We start from the raw sequence: 15,812 nt of genomic DNA, 5'->3' as shown, positions 1-15,812 counted from the left end.
GTTCGCCGAGTCGCTGCCGCGCCATCTGGAGATCATCTACGAGATCAACCGCCGGTTCCTCGACGAGGTGCGCAGCCGCTTCCCCGGCGACGAGGAGCGGGTCGCCCGGATGTCGTTGATCGGCGAGAACGGCGGCAAGAACGTCCGGATGGCGCACCTGGCCACCGTCGGCAGCCACGCCATCAACGGTGTCGCCGCACTCCACTCGGAGCTGCTGAAAAGCAGTGTGCTCAAAGATTTTTACGAGATGTGGCCGGAGCGGTTCAGCAACAAGACGAACGGTGTGACACCGCGCCGCTTCCTCGCACTGGCCAACCCCGGGCTACGCGAACTGCTGGACCGCACCGTCGGTGAGGGCTGGTTGACTGACCTGGGCAGGCTGCGCGGGCTCGAACCGTTCGTCGACGACGCCGCCTTCCGGCACGAGTGGCGTGACATCAAGCGCAACAACAAGTCGCGGCTGGCCAGATACATCCACTCGGTGTCCGGTGTCGAACTGAATCCGGACTGGATGTTCGACGTTCAGGTCAAGCGCATCCACGAATACAAGCGTCAGCACCTCAACGTCTTGCACATCGTCGCGCTGTACCACCGGCTCAAGCAGAACCCCGGGCTGTCGATTCCGCAGCGGGCCTTCATCTTTGGCGGCAAGGCCGCGCCCGGGTACTTCCTGGCCAAGCGAATCATCAAGCTGATCAACGCGGTCGGGGAAACTGTGAACGCCGACCCGGAGGTGAACCGGTTCCTGAAGGTGGCGTTCGTACCGAACTTCAACGTGCAGAACGCCCACATGATCTACCCGGCCGCGGATTTATCCGAACAGATCTCCACCGCCGGCAAGGAAGCCTCCGGCACCGGGAACATGAAGTTCATGATCAACGGCGCGCTGACCATCGGCACCCTGGACGGGGCGAACGTCGAGATGCGCGACGAGGTCGGACCGGAGAACTTCTTCTTGTTCGGCCTGACCGAGCAGCAGGTCGAGGCCGTCAAGGCCAACGGCTATCGCCCGGCCGATTACATCGACGGCAACGACGAGCTGCGCGCGGTGCTGGATCTGATCGCCGGCGGGACGTTCTCGCGCGGCGACACCGAGGTGTTCCGGCCCCTGGTGGACAACCTGCGCTACAACGACCCCTTCCTGGTGTGCGCCGACTACGCGTCCTACCTGGACTGCCAGCAGCAGGTCAGCGCCGCGTGGCAGGACCGGGAATCGTGGACCAAGATGTCGATCCTGAATACCGCACGCAGCGGGAAGTTCTCCTCGGATCGCGCGATCACCGAGTATTGCGACGAGATCTGGGATGTCTGGCCGCTGACCGTCAAGATCTGAGTCGTCGGTCGCTGTCTACCTGCGCGGCCGCTGCCGGTCAGCAACGCCACCTGCGCCCACCGCGGCTTCGCCGAAACGGGCTAGGGTGGGCGGCTCACGCTGCGGAATCCCCCGCTGTTTTCGGCGGTGCTGACAAACGGTTACGGGTGACGTCGCAATTGGACGTTTCCGCGGGCCGCCGCAAGGATCGACACAACGACTCGTGTCAGGAGAGATGTGACCTTACGTTTCCGCAGCCTTGTCCTGGTTCCGTTGGCCATGACCCTGGCATTGCTGCTCGCCCCATCCGCCTCGGCCGACGACTACACAGACCAGCTGGTAAACAAGTTCAGCGCCCAGACGCACGTGGTGGCCGATCCCGGCGCCAGGCCACCGCTGCAGAACGCCGACCGGCTCAACGATCAGATCCTCGCCGGCTCGTGGACGTGGAGCTCTGGACCGCCGATCTGGGTGGCGGCGGTGTCGCCCGCTCAGAGCGGCGTTACCACGGCGGACGCCATCCACCACGCCATGGTGGGTCGCTACCCAGGGTTCTCCGGCGTCATTCTGGTCATCGACGCTCGCGGCTATCACGTGCGTGCCTATAACGTGCCCAAGTCGGTCGCGGACAACGTCAATCAATTCATGAATCAGGCGGCCAGGGATCACCGCAATGACCCGTATGGTGCGACGAGTGAATTCGTCGGCAAGCTGGCCGGCGTCCGGGTGGCTGCCGGACCGTCGACCACCTCTCCCGTCGCACACGAAAAGCGCGACGACTGGGCCTGGTTGAAGGTGACGCTGGTCATCTTCGGCATCGCGGTGGCCATCGCCGGTCTGCTCTGGTTCGTCGTACGCCGAAATCGCAAGCACCACAAGGACACCGAGGCGCGCGAAGAGATCAAGCAGGAGCTGATCGCGGCCACATCGAATGTCAGCGACCTCGATAATGCGGTGCTCACCGATAGCAGCACCGATGTCAGCGCCGAGTCGCTGAAAGCCAACGCCAGCCTGTACGACGCCCGAAAAGCCTACGACAAAGGCGATTACGGCGCGGCGCGGGCGCATCTGCGGGTGGTGGAGTCCACGGTCGCGAGGGCCAACCAGAAGCTGAACCCAGACCGGCCGCGGCCCGACGTTGCCGCGGTGACTTCGGTACCGGTCAGCGACCGCAAGCAGGCCACGGTGCGCGCCAAGAACCCTGACACCGGTGAGTCGGTGACGATCAACAACAACAACTACAGCACCACCGCGCAACCGGGCTATCCGTACTACTACGGCGGTGGTTTCCACAACGGGATGTTCTTCTACCCCGGCTACTACCCGTACGCGTTCTGGGGTCCGGGCTGGACGTGGGCGCTGGCCGATGTGCTGCTGATGGATGCGTTGCTGGATGACCATTGGGGCGGCAGCTACGAACGCGGCTTCGAGGCCGGCCGCGACTCCGCCTTTGCCGATGCCAACAGTTACAGCTATGACGGCGGGCAGGAAGCCGGGTACGACAGCCAACCGGCCGATGTGGGGTTCACCGGTGGCTACCAGGACTCGGGCAGCGCGGACGTCGGATTCGCGGGCAACGACGCCTCGTACTCTGGCGGCGGCGACGAGGGCTTTGGCGGCGGCTGGGACTCCGGAGGCGGCTGGGACTCCGGCGGGTCCGATTTCGGCGGATCGGACTTCGGTGGCGGTGGGTCCGATTCCGGCGGTGGCGGCGACTTCGGCTTTTGACGTCTTGCGACACCGTGTCGATCGAGAAGTTAGGTTCTTTCAATGAGTACAGACAAGATCAATCGCGCCATCCTGCTCGCCATGGTGGTGATCGGAGCGGTCGCTTACGTTTTGCTGTACAGCCACTCGTCAACCGTCTTCAAGGTGCTGGTGCCGCTCGGCCTGATCGTTCTGCTCGGGTTGATCGTCCGGGATGTGGTCAAGGAACGGGACGCCGGAAAGCACTGACGGCCCTTCGCAATGGTTGAGGTAGCGTTCTCAGGAGCCTTCGATCGTTCGGCAGGAGAGCAAATGACCGAAATGCTGGAGTCGGGTCTATTCGGTTTTCTCACAATAGTCAGCCTTGCGCTGGCGTTGACGTTCGTAGCTATCGCCGCGGTATACGTGAAACGGCTGGGAGACCGAACACCTCGTCCGATTGGCGAAGAAATAGGCAGTGCCAAAGCCATTACGCGTAAAGTGCGCAAAGGCGAACCAATGTCGCAGGAAGAGTTGGATTATGCGAGGGAGATCATTGGCCGTCGCAGCTCGTTGATGACGTTCTCCATCCCCGCTGCTCTATTCAGTGCGGGATGCTTTTATGTGTTCGGCAGTCTTTACCACTTGCACGGTGCACCGCCCTCCGAACGGACATTTCTCGGGGTGTTCCCGATGTTGGCCGCCATGAACTTTACGACTCAGATTCTGCGCAGCATACGTTTGAGAAGGCGGTTGCGGAAATTGTCCTGATCGGACACCGGGCCGGGCGTCTGATGCGGTCACGGGCAGATCGGTACGCAGGCAACGGTTCGGGGTCGCGTTGCGGTTGCGTTATCGCCAGTCTTTGCACGATCATATGTCAATTGGATACATGACCGTCTACTATCCGCATGTGCACGAGCGCGGGAGCGGGGGCCAGAACACGATGTGCGGACCGGGTTCCGAAGGGTGATGGAGTGAGCCCCCGTTCAGTCGGTAGGACCGTTTTGGCCCGGTTCTGGATGCCAGTCGTTGCAGTCGTTGCGGTCGGCGTGGGGGCGGTGGCCATGTGGAAGGTGCACCAGTTCTCCGAACCCCCGCCTGTCGTCACCGTCAATGAACCAGCAGCGCCGCCAGAGTTCAGTATCAAACGAATCGACTACGAGGTATTCGGCTCCGTCGGGCAAGGGGGCACGCTCGTCTGGGTGGACTACGACGGGCATCCGCATACGGTCAATCTCACGACCTTGCCGTGGTCGCACACGGAGTCGACCACGCTCACCGTGGTGTCCGGCAGCATCTCGGCGCAGGTTCATGGTGGTTCAGTGGGCTGCCGGCTGCGGGTGAATGGCGTTGTCCGCGCTGAACAGTCCGATACCCATCAGGATGCACACGTTTTTTGTCTGGTGAAATCCGCATGAGCGAGCATCTAGCCGAGCACCGCGTGAAACGACCTTTCGTTCCCAGAATGGTCCGCATCTTCGCGATACCGATCATTGCCTTCTGGGCCCTTCTTGCTATTTCGACAAACACCTTCATGCCGCAGGTAGAGCGGGTCGCGGAAGAGCTTGCGGGGCCGGTGGTCCCGCACTACGCGCCGTCGCAACGTGCGCTGCTGGCCATCGGTGCGAAGTTCCAGGAGTCCAATTCGACCAGCTTGGCCATGGTCGTGCTGGAAGCCAACCGGCCGTTGGGCGACGGAGACCATCAGTACTACGACGAGTTGATGCGCCGGCTGTTGCGAGACACCAAGCATGTGCAGTCCGCCATCGATCTGTGGGGGAAGCCGATCACCGCGGCGGGGGCGCAGAGCCTCGACGGCAAGGCCACCTACGTGCTGTTGCGTCTCGCGGGCGATATCGGCCAAATGCAAGCGAACGAATCCGTCTCTGCCGTTCGGGACATCGTCGCGAAGGACACGCCACCGCCGGGGCTCAAGGTGTACGTCAGCGGCGCGGCGCCGCTCGCCAAAGACACGGTGGCCATTGCGAATAACAGCTTGAACAACATCACGATCGTGACGATCTTCCTCATCCTCGCGATGTTGCTGCTGGTGTACCGCTCTATCGTGACCCTGTTTGTGCCCTTGGCCGGCGTTCTGTTCGAGCTGCTGGTCGCGAAGGGGGTTACCGCGACCCTCGGGCATCTCGGGTACATCGAGCTCTCGTCGTTCGCGGTGAACATCGTCGTCGCGCTGACCCTGGGAGCGGGGACGGATTACGGCATCTTCTTGATCGGTCGCTATCACGAAGCGCGACACGACGGCGAAAGCAGGGAGGAGGCGTTTTACACCGCATACAAGAGTGTCGTGCCGGTCATCCTTGGTTCCGGGCTGACGATCGCGGGGGCGTGCTACTGCTTGACCTTCGCACGACTCAACTACTTCCACACCATGGGGCCGGCCGTCGCTATCACCATGCTGTTCACCATCTCGGCAGCGCTGACGCTCGGCCCGGCCTTCTTGACCGTCGGCAGCCTGTTCGGGCTGTTCGACCCGAAAAGTAAGGCCAAGGCGAATCTGTATCGGCGGATCGGGACGAGTGTGGTCCGGTGGCCGGTGCCGATCCTGTTCGCCAGCTCCGCTGCGGTGTTACTCGGCGCGATCTTTGTGCCGACGTACCGGCAGAACTATGACGACCGTCAATACCAACCGATCAAGGGCCTCGCCAATCAGGGTTTCGCGGCAGCGGATCGGCACTTCCCAAAGAGCAAGCTGTTCTCCGAGATGGTGATGATCGAGTCGGACCACGACCTGCGAAACTCGGCTGACTTCATCTCGCTAGACCGTGCGGCGAAGGCGCTCGAACGCCTTCCCGGCGTCGCGATGGTGCAAAGCATCACCAGGCCCATGGGCCGGGCTTTGGAACATGCCACGATTCCCTACTTGTTCACCACACAAGGCAGCGGGAACGGTCAACAGCTCCCGTTCAACCAGCAGCAAAACGCCAATACCAGCCAGCAGGCAGAGATCACGACGCACACTGTCGAGGTCTTGCGCAAGGAAATCGGCTTCTTTCAGAGGGTGTCCGACGAACTGCATCAGACGGTGCTCACCGTTGAGGACCTGGAACGGGTCAGCAACGAGATGAACGAGGAAGTCTCCAACCTTGACGACTTCTTCCGCCCGGTCAAGAGCTACTTCTATTGGGAGAAGCACTGTTTCGACATCCCCATCTGCTGGGCGTTCAGATCGTTGTGGGACACCATCGACCACATCGACCACCTGGCCGAAGACATCAAGTTCGCGAGAGTCTCTCTCGTGGAGGTGGATAAGGCGTTCCCGCAGATCATCGAGCAACTGAAACTCACGGCAGACGACTCGGAGTCCTTGGCGGCTCTCTTGGTCAACACCTACGGTTCCTCGTCTCTGCAAACCACCCAGACCGACCAGACATACTTCGACCAGGTCAATGTGGGGCTCGACTTCGACCAGTCCCGCAGCGACGACTTCTTCTACATCCCGCACGAGGGCTTCGACAACGAAGACGTCAAGACCGGCATGAAGCTCTTGATGTCACCGGACGGCAAGGCTGCTCGGTTCATCATCACCCACACGGGGGACGCAAATGGACCGGATGGTGTGCAGCACGTCGAGCAGTTCCCCACCGCGATAACCACTGCGCTGAAAGAGACTTCGCTGGCCGGCGCGAAGGTTTATATCGGCGGTTCGGGGGCGACCAACAAGGACATCAAGCAATACGCTGCGTCCGATCTGCTCATCGTGGCGATCGCCGCCTTCGTGCTGATCTTCTTGATCATGCTGTTCCTCACGCGAAGTCTGATGGCCGCCATCGTCATCCCCGCCACGGTGGCCTTCTCCTACGCCGGTGCGTTCGGGCTGTCCATCCTCGTCTGGCAACACCTCATCGGTCTGCCCCTGTACTGGCTGATATTGCCGCTGACGTTCATCATCCTGGTGGCGGTGGGTTCGGACTACAACCTGCTGCTGATCCTCCGGGTCAAAGAGGAACTGCACGCCGGAATTCACACTGGCCTCATCCGCGCGCTCGGAAGTACGGGCGGCGTGGTGACATCGGCGGGTCTGGTGTTCGCGTTCACCATGCTCGCGATGCTGAGCAGCCAGCTCAGAACCGTAGGTCAGGTGGGTTCGACCGTGTGTATCGGTCTGCTACTCGACACGCTGATCGTTCGTTCGTTCGTCGTGCCGTGCATCCTGCGGATCATGGGACCCTGGTTCTGGTGGCCGACGCTGGTACGTCCCCGCCCGCTGCCGCCGACACGGAAGGCCCAGATCGCATGAGCGACAACGACACACCTCTGGCCGGCCGGGTCGCGTTCGTCACCGGCGCCGCACGCGGACAGGGCCGTTCACATTGCGTGCGGCTGGCCCGTGCGGGAGCCGACGTCGTGGCCATCGACGCATGCGGACCGGTGGCGGCCAACAACGGCTACCCGCCGTCGACGCCGGAGGAGCTGGCCGAAACGACGAGTCTGGTGGAAAGCGAAGGCCGCAAAATGCTTGCCGCGCAGGTTGATGTGCGCGACGCGGAGGGGCAACAGCGGATGGTCGACGAAGCGGTCGCCCAATTCGGCCGCCTCGACATCGTCGTCGCCAATGCCGGGGTGCTGAATTGGGGCCGGCTGTGGGAGATTTCGGCTCAACAATGGCAGGACGTCCTCGACACCAACCTGACCGGCGTCTGGAACACCATCAAAGCCACTGTGCCCGCGATGATTCAGGCGGGTAACGGCGGCTCGATCATCACCATCAGCTCGGCCGCGGGGGTGAAGGCCGTACCGGGCTGCGGTCATTACTGCGCCAGCAAGTTCGGCGTGGTCGGGCTGACGAACTCGCTGGCGGTCGAACTCGGCGGATACGGCATCCGGGTGAACTCGGTACACCCCTACGGCACCGACACCCCGATGGGCAACGACCCCTCGATGTGGCAACTGTTCGCCGACAACCAGACCTACATTCACAGCTTCTCCCCCGGCGCCCTGCCCACCGACTCACTCGCCGACCCGAACTTGGTCTCCGACATCGTCTTGTGGCTCGCCAGCGACGCGTCCTCGCTCGTGACGGCCGCGCAAATTCCCGCCGACAAGGGCTACCTGAAGATCTGATAAGAGAGCTGAATCCGCACCGCAAACGGTGGGCATAATCGTGGCGTGAAGGCGCCCGGCGGTGCGATGCCGAAACTGCGGCCCGGATCGCTCCGACCCGGCGAACTGGCGCAGGCATCAGTGATGGGCGCGCTATGCGCGGCGATCGCCATCATTGCGGTCATCCTGCCGCACGGTGGCGGACTGGGCTTGCTCGGCAGTGTGCCGACCGGGCTGCTGGCCTATCGCTACCGGATCCGCGTGCTGATCACCGCGACCGTCGCCGCCGGTGTGATCGGCTTCCTGGTCGTCGGCTTCAGCGGGGTATCGGCTATCGGGCTCTGCGCCTATGTCGGCGGCCTGGCCGGAACCGTCAAACGGCACCGCCGCGGCACGCCCACCGTGGTCGCGGTGTCCTTCGTCGCGGCCCTCTTGCTAGGCGCCGGAATGGTCGTCGCCCTGACGATCCTGACCCGGCTTCGGCAACTGGCCTTTGACACCGCCAGCGCCAGCGTGGACGGCGCCGTGACGGTTACGTCGCGAGTGCCGCAACTGCGCGGGGGCGCCCATCAGTTCAAGGCGTTCTTCACCGAGGCGTTGCACTACTGGCAGTGGGTGGTTCTCGGGTACGCCGTCGTCATCATCGTCGGCGCCTCACTGGTCGGTTGGTGGGCGTTGTCACGGGTGCTGGATCGACTGCGCGGGATTCCCGATGTGCACAAGCTCGACACGCCGGCCGGCAACGGCCCGATCCATCCGGTCCCGGTACGACTGGAGAAGGTGCGGCTACGCTACCCGCACACCGATCACGACGCGCTGCGTCCGATCAACTTGGACGTGCGAACAGGTGAACACATCGCGGTGACCGGCGCCAACGGTTCGGGGAAGACCACCCTGATGTTGATCCTGGCCGGACGCGAGCCGACATCGGGCACCGTCGAACGCCCCGGGGCGGTGGGCCTCGGTGAACTCGGCGGTACCGCCGTCATCATGCAGCACCCGGAAAGCCAGGTGCTCGGCACTCTGGTCGCCGACGACGTGGTCTGGGGTCTGCCACCCGGAAAGAACACCGACATCCCCCGGCTGCTCGACGAGGTGGGGCTCACGGCACTGGCCGACCGCGACACCGGCAGCCTGTCCGGCGGAGAACTGCAGCGCCTGGCCGTGGCGGCGGCGCTGGCGCGCGAGCCGGCGCTGCTGATCGCCGACGAAGTCACCAGCATGGTCGACCGGCAGGGCCGGGAAAAACTGCTCGCCGTGCTGTCCGGTCTCACCCGGCGCCACCAAACCGCACTGGTGCACATCACCCACTACAACGATGAGGCCGAATACGCCGAGCGCACAATCAACCTCAGCGATTCGCCGGGAAACACCGATCTGGTGCAGAACGTGACCGCGCCGGCGCCGACGGTGGCAACCGGCCGCGATTCCGGCGCGCCGGTGCTCGAACTCGTCCGTGTCGGACACGAATACGCTAGCGGCACCCCGTGGGCTCAGACCGCGCTGCGCGACGTCAGCTTCGCCGTACATGAGGGCGACGGGCTGTTGATCCACGGCGGCAACGGTTCCGGCAAGTCGACCCTGGCCTGGATCATGGCCGGATTGACGATACCGACCACCGGCGCCTGCCTGCTCGACGGACGCCCGACCGCGGATCAGGTCGGAGCGGTCGCGCTGCAATTCCAGGCGGCCCGGTTGCAGTTGATGCGCAGCCGCGTCGACCTGGAAGTCGCCTCGGCAGCGGGCTTTTCGCCCACTGATCACGCCCGGGTGACCGCGGCGCTGGCCGCGGTCGGCCTGGCTGCCGGGCTGGCGAACCGGCGCATCGACCAGCTCAGCGGTGGCCAGATGCGCCGCGTGGTCCTGGCCGGCCTGCTGGCGCGATCGCCACGGGTGTTGATCCTGGACGAGCCGCTGGCCGGGCTGGACGCCGCCAGCCAGCGCGGTCTGGTCCAGCTGCTCGCCGAGCGGCGTCGCGACACCGGTCTGACCGTAGTGGTCATTTCCCATGACTTCGCCGGGCTCCAAGAGCTGTGCCCGCGCATTCTGCACCTGCGCGACGGTTCGCTGGAGCCGGTCTCTACTGCGGCCGGCACCAATGCGGCGACGGCGGCCGTCCCGCCGAAGCACCCGGCCGGCCGCCGGCGACCCGTGGTGCTGCTGCGGCCCGTGCCCGGCAGCTCGCCCATACACGAGCTGTGGGCCGGAACCAAACTGCTTGTGGTGTTCAGTGTTTCGCTGCTGTTGACGTTCTTCCCGGGATGGGCGGCGATCGGGCTCACGGCGGCGCTGCCGGTGGCGGGGATATGGCTCGCGCGCATTCCCCGGGGCGTACTGCCGACGGTGCCGCGCTGGCTGTGGATCGTGGCCCTGATCGTCGGAGTGAATGCCGCAGCCGCCGGCGGCAGTCCGAAGATCCACCTGGGCACGCTGTCGCTCGGTCTCGGTGGCCTGCTTGACTTTCTCCGTATCACGGCGTTGTCGGTGGTGCTGCTTGCCTTGGGCGCGCTGGTGTCGTGGACCACCAACGTCGCCCAAATCGCCCCGGCCGTAGCCACTTTGGGTCGTCCGCTGCGACCACTGCGAATCCCGGTGCACGACTGGTCGGTCGCATTGGCGCTCGCACTGCGCACCTTCCCGATGCTCATGGACGAATTCCGGGTGCTCTACGCCGCTCGCCGGTTGCGTCCCAAGCAGCGGACGCGGACCCGCTGGGCGCGGTTGCGGCGCCCGGCGGCCGACGTCATCGACGTCGTCGTCGCGGTCATCACCGTAACACTGCGGCGCGCCGACGAGATGGGTGATGCGATTACCGCCCGCGGTGGCACCGGCCAGATCTCGGCGGCCCCGTCACGGCCGAAACTGGCCGATTGGGCAGCACTTTCGATCGTCGCGGCGGTGTTTGGGATCGCCTTGGCTGCCGAACTGACATTGGTCGCCGGCCACTAGCCTGACGTGCTCAGAACTTTGCCAACGTCGCCACGTCGGCCAACGCGCAGTCCGGGATGCCTTCGGCCGCGCGCAGCAAGAAGTTGAGCTTGGCGATGCGCTCGCCCGACCGCGGCGCACCGTTCTTCTGAAAGGGCGCGCCCAGGCCCACCGCCAAGTCCATCACCACATCGTCGATCACGCCGCCCGAACGGCCCGAGGGGATCGTCAAAATGTTATTGCGCGTGGCATATTCGAAGCAGTCCAATGCTTCGGCGATGGTACCCACCTGGTTGGGCTTGAGGATGAAACCATTCACGGCGGACGCCTCAACGGCCCGCTGCAAGCGGGCCGGATTGGTGACGATCAGGTCGTCGCCCAGAATGATCGAACGGTTCACCGTTTGCACCGCTTTGGCGAAACCGGCCCAGTCGTCCCCGTCGAGCAGGTCCTCGATGAACAGCATCGGGAACTCCTGCGCCAATCCCCGGGCGTAGTCGATCAGAGCCTCCGCGGTCACCCGTTCGCCGTTGAATTCGTATGTAGCAGAGTCGCTCTCGTAGACTTCACTCGACGCGCAGTCCAGTGCGAACGCCATGATGTCGGCGCAGCCGGCGCGCTCGACGGCCTCACCCAGCGCCTCTAAAACGAGGTGAGGGTCGCTGGACGGCGCGATGTAGCCGTAGGACGACGCCAGCGTGGGCGCGCGGCCGAGCCGCCTGGCAAGCACTTCACCGAGCGTCTCGAACAGGCTCACCCCCTTCTCGACCGCTGTTTCGATTGAGTCCGCGCGATACGGCACCACCAGAAACTCGCTGAACGTCTGACACACATCCCCGTACCGGCCTCCGTTGATCATGTTGAAGCTGGGCACCGGGACAGTGGTCGGGGGTTGAAGCCCCAGCAGCGCGCCCACGTAGGCGTAGGTGGGTATACCGGCCGCCGCAGCGGCCGCACGCAGCAGCGCGATCGACGTCGAGTAGATCGCATTACCACCGAGCCGGTGTTTGTCCGGCGTGCCGTCGAGTTCGATCATCACCCGGTCCAGGGTGCGTGGATCGTCGAGTTCCGCACCGAGGAGAACAGGAGCGATGTCGTCGGTCACCGTCGCGATGGCGCGATGCACGCTCAGACCGTTGTAGTGAGTCCCATCCCCGTCGCGCAACACAAACGCCTCATGCGAGCCGACCGAACTGCCGGTCGGTGACGCACCACGGCCGACATGGCCGGTATCTGTCGTGATTTCAACCTCGAGAAGCGGTCGGGCCTTGCAGTCCAGCAGTTGGCGGGCGACGACGGACGCGATCCTCATCATCGACCTCCCGGACCCAAAGAACCAGCGTAAGTCCGCAGTACTGAGAGGTCACTGAGAAATTGCGCGCAGAATGTGCGCCGTTCCCGCCCGTCGCCCTAGGCTAGTGTTTACACAAGTGATACTGTAAAAACTCCCGGCGTCCGGAGAGATTGGGCCTGAAGGAGGATCTTCATGCGGGCGGTAGTGAACCTGGACCGGTGTGAAGGCAACGCCTTCTGTATGAACATCGCGCCGGACGTTTTCCAACTCGACGATGACGAGTACGCGGTGGTCATTGCGGACCCGGTGCCCGTCGATCAGGAGGCGCTGGTCGAGAAGGCCATCGCCGAGTGTCCGCGCGCCGCCTTGTCGCGCGAAGGCTAGCGGGCAGGCGGTCTTTCATCTCACACCGCGACCGCGCACTGGGTGAGCCGCAGACACTAGCGCTTTCAAGACTCACATCTGTGCCCCCGGCGGGACTAGCGGCTCTCTTCTTGAACTCCGAACGTGTTGACGGCCAACGCCAACAAGAGGTAGCCGCCGATCGTGAACGTCAGATCCATGCACTGCTGGTGCGTGAAAAGCTCGCACAGTAGATCCCAGGTGGGTTGGCTGATCGTGTTGTCACTAGTGAGATCATCGACGGCCTGAAGGACGACCTGGTCGGTCCGGTCGGCGCAGCGGCCAGAGCGGATGTCGTCGATTTCGAATTCGGTCAGACCGGCTCGCAGGGCGATCGGGAGGTGGTGCGACCACAGATAATCGCAACTGCTGCGGTGCACCACCCGCAGCAGCGCGACTTCTCGCACCCGGGGCGACAGGGTCGATCGGGCGAGCAGGTAGGCGTTGAACGGCAGGTAGGCCGCAGTCAGGTCGGGGTGACGGACCATGGTCGACAAAACATTGCCCGCGCCAACGGGATTCGCCCGCTCGGCAGGGATCAGGGACGCCAGCGCCGTGCGAGCGCGTTCGTCCCACTCGTCGGCCGGCAATGGTGTCAGGCGCAGCGGATGCTGTTCTGCGGCCATGCTATTCGATCGGTTCGTCGCCGAGCACGGTGGTGCGCAGCATTTCGCGTTGTGAATCCGGGTCGTACGGGGCCGCGCGGTGCAGCACCCCGCGGTTGTCCCAGATGACGGTGTCGCCGATCGACCAGCTGTGGCTGTAGACCTTGTCAGGCACCGTAGCGCGCTCGAGGAGCTTGTCCAGCAGGTCGCGTCCCTCATCGAGATCCATGCCGACGACGTAGTCCGCGGAGGCGCCCAGCACCAGTGATTTGCGGCCGCTGCGATGCGTCCACACCAGCGGATGTTCGTGGGTGCGCCGGGACCGCCAGCGCTGCACCTGCTCCGGCGAGGGGTCGGGGTAGACGCGGCGTTGGGAAGCTTCCAGCGAGTGCACCACCCGCAGGGTGCCGAACCGCTCCTTCTCGTCGTCGGTCAAAGCGTCGTAGGCGGCGTAGGAGTTGGCGAATTCGGTTTCGCCACCCCATTCGGCGACCTGCACCGCCGACAACACGGTGGCCTTCTGCGGGCATTCGTCGCCCAGCGGTGTGCACCCGTCGATGTGCCAGTCGAAGGTGGCCTTCAGGTAGGCCGCCGAGGCGTTCTTCGACTTGTCCAGCGTGATCGGATAAATGCCGGCCACCGGATGGTGGCCGTCGGACGAGTGGTCGATCTCGCCGAGGCGGCGGCAGAAGCCGACCTGGGCCTCCGGGTCGAGGTGCAGACCGCGAAAGACCAGAACGCCGTTGTCTTCCAAGGCATCCAGCACCGCTTCGCCGACCGAGTCGTCGCTTGCCAGTGCGGCGGGCTCCAGGCCGGCGACTTCGGCGCCGACGGACTCGGTGAGTTTGGTGATGGTGAGCAGACTCATGGTCGCTCCTTTCGAAAAAGGGGAGGTACGGGTCGCCCTGGTGGGCGGAAAGGTCAGGGCACCGGCCCACCGGTGCGGATCATGACCGCGTCGGCGGCGTCGACCGGGGCGGGTTGATGCATGATCTCGACCGCCATGGCGACCATGATCAGCGAATAGATCATGTGCAACAGGTTCAGTGCATCCTCGGGCACGTTGTCCAGGGGAAACTTGTCACAGTAGTCGATCGCCTCTTCGAGGCGTGGGAAGAACGCGTCATAGAAGGCGCGCAACTCCGGCATCGACGCACTGACCCGGGCGTTCCAACGTTCGGTTTCGGTTGCCAGACACCAGGTTTGGGCGTAGTCCTCCAGCTCGGCGAAAGCGCTGGGCAGCATGGGTTGAGTCATACCGCCACCGAATCCCGCTCGCGGCGATAGGCTTCGACCCAATCCACCGCGACCTTGTGCAGATGGCGCACCAGGATCTCCTGGTCGCTGAGCGGGAACTCGTCGACGATGCCGTACTCCAGTGCCGCCTGCGTGCCGCCGAGCATGCCGGCGTCTTGCAGCGCAAACTCTTTCAGCACCACCGAGGCGACTTCGTGCTCGATACGCTCCCGCACGGTGCGCGCCGGATGGAAGTAGGTATACGCCTCGAATCGATGCGTGTTGTGTGAGGTCGGCCAATACCGGTACAGCAGATACCACCCGCCGTAGATGAGAATCTCGGTATTCGGGAAGATCTGGAAATTACTGATGCCCCAAGGCTCGATCCCCCCGGGATTGAGCCCGCGCGGCAGGTCACCGATGTCGGGGGTCCGCCACGGTCCCACCAGCCCGCTGCGGGTGGCCCGCTCGATCGGATACATGTATTCCGGTGGCAGCAGCCAGCGGCGCCGCCCGGCCGTGGAGACCAACCGATGCGGGCCGTCGAGTTGGAAATGGCCGCAGGTGAATCCGGCGTTGGGATCGCGCACCTCTGCCGGCACTTGCTGGGAGTGCAGCGACGGCACGTGGTAGTACTCCTGGAAGGCGTCGGCGAAGATCTTCCAGTTGCTGTTGTTGTGCGCCACCCAGTCGTAGCGTTCGGTCAGCTTGCCGAACGGATAATCGTCAAGGCCGGTGATCATCGGGCCGAGGAACTCACGCAGGGTCTGGCGCGGTTGGGGGTCGAAGTTGATGAAGACGAAGCCGTTCCACACGTCGCATTGCACGGGACGTAACCCGTAGTCGGCCAGGTTGAGGTCGAAGAACTCCGCTTCCTGCTGGACGAATTTCAGCGCACCCTGCAGGTCGTACCGCCAACCGTGATACTTGCAGGTGAACTGCCGGCACGTCCCGCGGGTCTCCTCGCCGGGAAAGTCGTTCCATACCAGTTTGTTTCCGCGGTGACGGCACACATTGTAGAACGCGCGGATCTGCTCGTCCTTGCCTTTGACCAGGATCACCGAGACGCCGGCGACTTCGATCTCTTTGGTCAGGTAGCTGCCGACGCGCGGAAACTCCTCTACCCGGGCGACATTCAGCCATGCCCGTTTGAAGATCGCCTCGCGCTCGAGTTCGTAAAACTCCCGCGACGTCGAGTCCTTGAAAGACACCGGCCCGGTTCCCAGTTCGGGATAGTGCTCGGTCCAGGAGCCCTCCGGGGGCCTGCCTTCTCTGGTCATCGGAT

At 64.0% G+C, this 15,812-nt stretch carries 14 protein-coding genes; 9 read left to right on the top strand and 5 right to left on the bottom strand.

The features are described 5' to 3' along the window. The 8 genes from glgP to A5625_RS17245 form a co-directional block, all read left to right on the top strand. On the top strand, positions 1-1,333 hold a 1,333-nt coding region (gene glgP / locus A5625_RS17280; RefSeq protein WP_156748310.1), incomplete at its 5' end, for a glycogen/starch/alpha-glucan family phosphorylase. Positions 1,334-1,549: 216 nt separating this feature from the next. Next, positions 1,550-3,040, top strand: coding sequence for a hypothetical protein (locus A5625_RS17275; RefSeq protein ID WP_066996376.1), 1,491 nt, complete (start codon positions 1,550-1,552; stop codon positions 3,038-3,040). Between the two features lie 42 nt (positions 3,041-3,082). Further along, positions 3,083-3,268 (top strand): hypothetical protein, encoded by a 186-nt coding sequence (locus A5625_RS17270; protein ID WP_066996373.1) that lies wholly within the window; start codon positions 3,083-3,085, stop codon positions 3,266-3,268. Positions 3,269-3,331: 63 nt separating this feature from the next. Beyond that, positions 3,332-3,769, top strand: a complete 438-nt coding sequence (locus tag A5625_RS17265) for a hypothetical protein (RefSeq protein WP_232003737.1) — start codon at positions 3,332-3,334, stop codon at positions 3,767-3,769. Between the two features lie 251 nt (positions 3,770-4,020). Further along, on the top strand, positions 4,021-4,419 hold the full coding sequence (locus A5625_RS17260) for an MmpS family transport accessory protein (RefSeq protein ID WP_066996370.1): 399 nt from the start codon (positions 4,021-4,023) through the stop codon (positions 4,417-4,419). Beyond that, positions 4,416-7,259: an RND family transporter gene (locus A5625_RS17255; protein WP_066996367.1), complete on the top strand. Its 2,844-nt coding sequence runs from the start codon at positions 4,416-4,418 to the stop codon at positions 7,257-7,259. Before A5625_RS17260 ends, A5625_RS17255 begins: the two co-directional genes overlap by 4 nt. Further along, positions 7,256-8,083: a mycofactocin-coupled SDR family oxidoreductase gene (locus tag A5625_RS17250; RefSeq protein ID WP_066996364.1), complete on the top strand. Its 828-nt coding sequence runs from the start codon at positions 7,256-7,258 to the stop codon at positions 8,081-8,083. Before A5625_RS17255 ends, A5625_RS17250 begins: the two co-directional genes overlap by 4 nt. Before the next feature lie 45 nt (positions 8,084-8,128). Further along, positions 8,129-11,011 (top strand): ATP-binding cassette domain-containing protein, encoded by a 2,883-nt coding sequence (locus A5625_RS17245; RefSeq protein WP_066996361.1) that lies wholly within the window; start codon positions 8,129-8,131, stop codon positions 11,009-11,011. A gap of 10 nt (positions 11,012-11,021) precedes the next feature. Here the strand turns inward: A5625_RS17245 and A5625_RS17240 are convergent, their stop codons facing one another. Continuing rightward, on the bottom strand, positions 11,022-12,305 hold the full coding sequence (locus tag A5625_RS17240) for an enolase (protein WP_066996356.1): 1,284 nt from the start codon (positions 12,303-12,305) through the stop codon (positions 11,022-11,024). 171 nt (positions 12,306-12,476) lie between these two features. On the opposite strand from A5625_RS17240, the gene A5625_RS17235 reads away from it, so the two are divergent. Further along, positions 12,477-12,668, top strand: coding sequence for a ferredoxin (locus A5625_RS17235; protein WP_066996353.1), 192 nt, complete (start codon positions 12,477-12,479; stop codon positions 12,666-12,668). 95 nt (positions 12,669-12,763) lie between these two features. Here the strand turns inward: A5625_RS17235 and A5625_RS17230 are convergent, their stop codons facing one another. The 4 genes from A5625_RS17230 to A5625_RS17215 are packed head-to-tail and all read right to left on the bottom strand — an operon-like array spanning position 12,764 to position 15,807. Next, a complete protein-coding gene (locus A5625_RS17230) occupies positions 12,764-13,312 on the bottom strand; it encodes a carboxymuconolactone decarboxylase family protein (RefSeq protein WP_066996350.1) in 549 nt (182 codons plus the stop codon). Between the two features lies 1 nt (position 13,313). Beyond that, positions 13,314-14,159 (bottom strand): TauD/TfdA family dioxygenase, encoded by an 846-nt coding sequence (locus A5625_RS17225; RefSeq protein ID WP_066996348.1) that lies wholly within the window; start codon positions 14,157-14,159, stop codon positions 13,314-13,316. A gap of 53 nt (positions 14,160-14,212) precedes the next feature. Next, positions 14,213-14,548 (bottom strand): hypothetical protein, encoded by a 336-nt coding sequence (locus A5625_RS17220; RefSeq protein WP_066996343.1) that lies wholly within the window; start codon positions 14,546-14,548, stop codon positions 14,213-14,215. Further along, positions 14,545-15,807: an aromatic ring-hydroxylating dioxygenase subunit alpha gene (locus A5625_RS17215; RefSeq protein WP_066996341.1), complete on the bottom strand. Its 1,263-nt coding sequence runs from the start codon at positions 15,805-15,807 to the stop codon at positions 14,545-14,547. The genes A5625_RS17220 and A5625_RS17215 overlap by 4 nt, the downstream gene beginning before the upstream one ends. Between the last annotated feature and the right edge of the window lie 5 nt (positions 15,808-15,812).

This window comes from Mycobacterium sp. 1465703.0 (genome assembly GCF_001672975.1).
Taxonomy (GTDB): domain Bacteria; phylum Actinomycetota; class Actinomycetes; order Mycobacteriales; family Mycobacteriaceae; genus Mycobacterium.
Note: the sequence above shows the minus strand (reverse complement) of the source record. Positions and strands in the feature narration are given on the sequence as shown.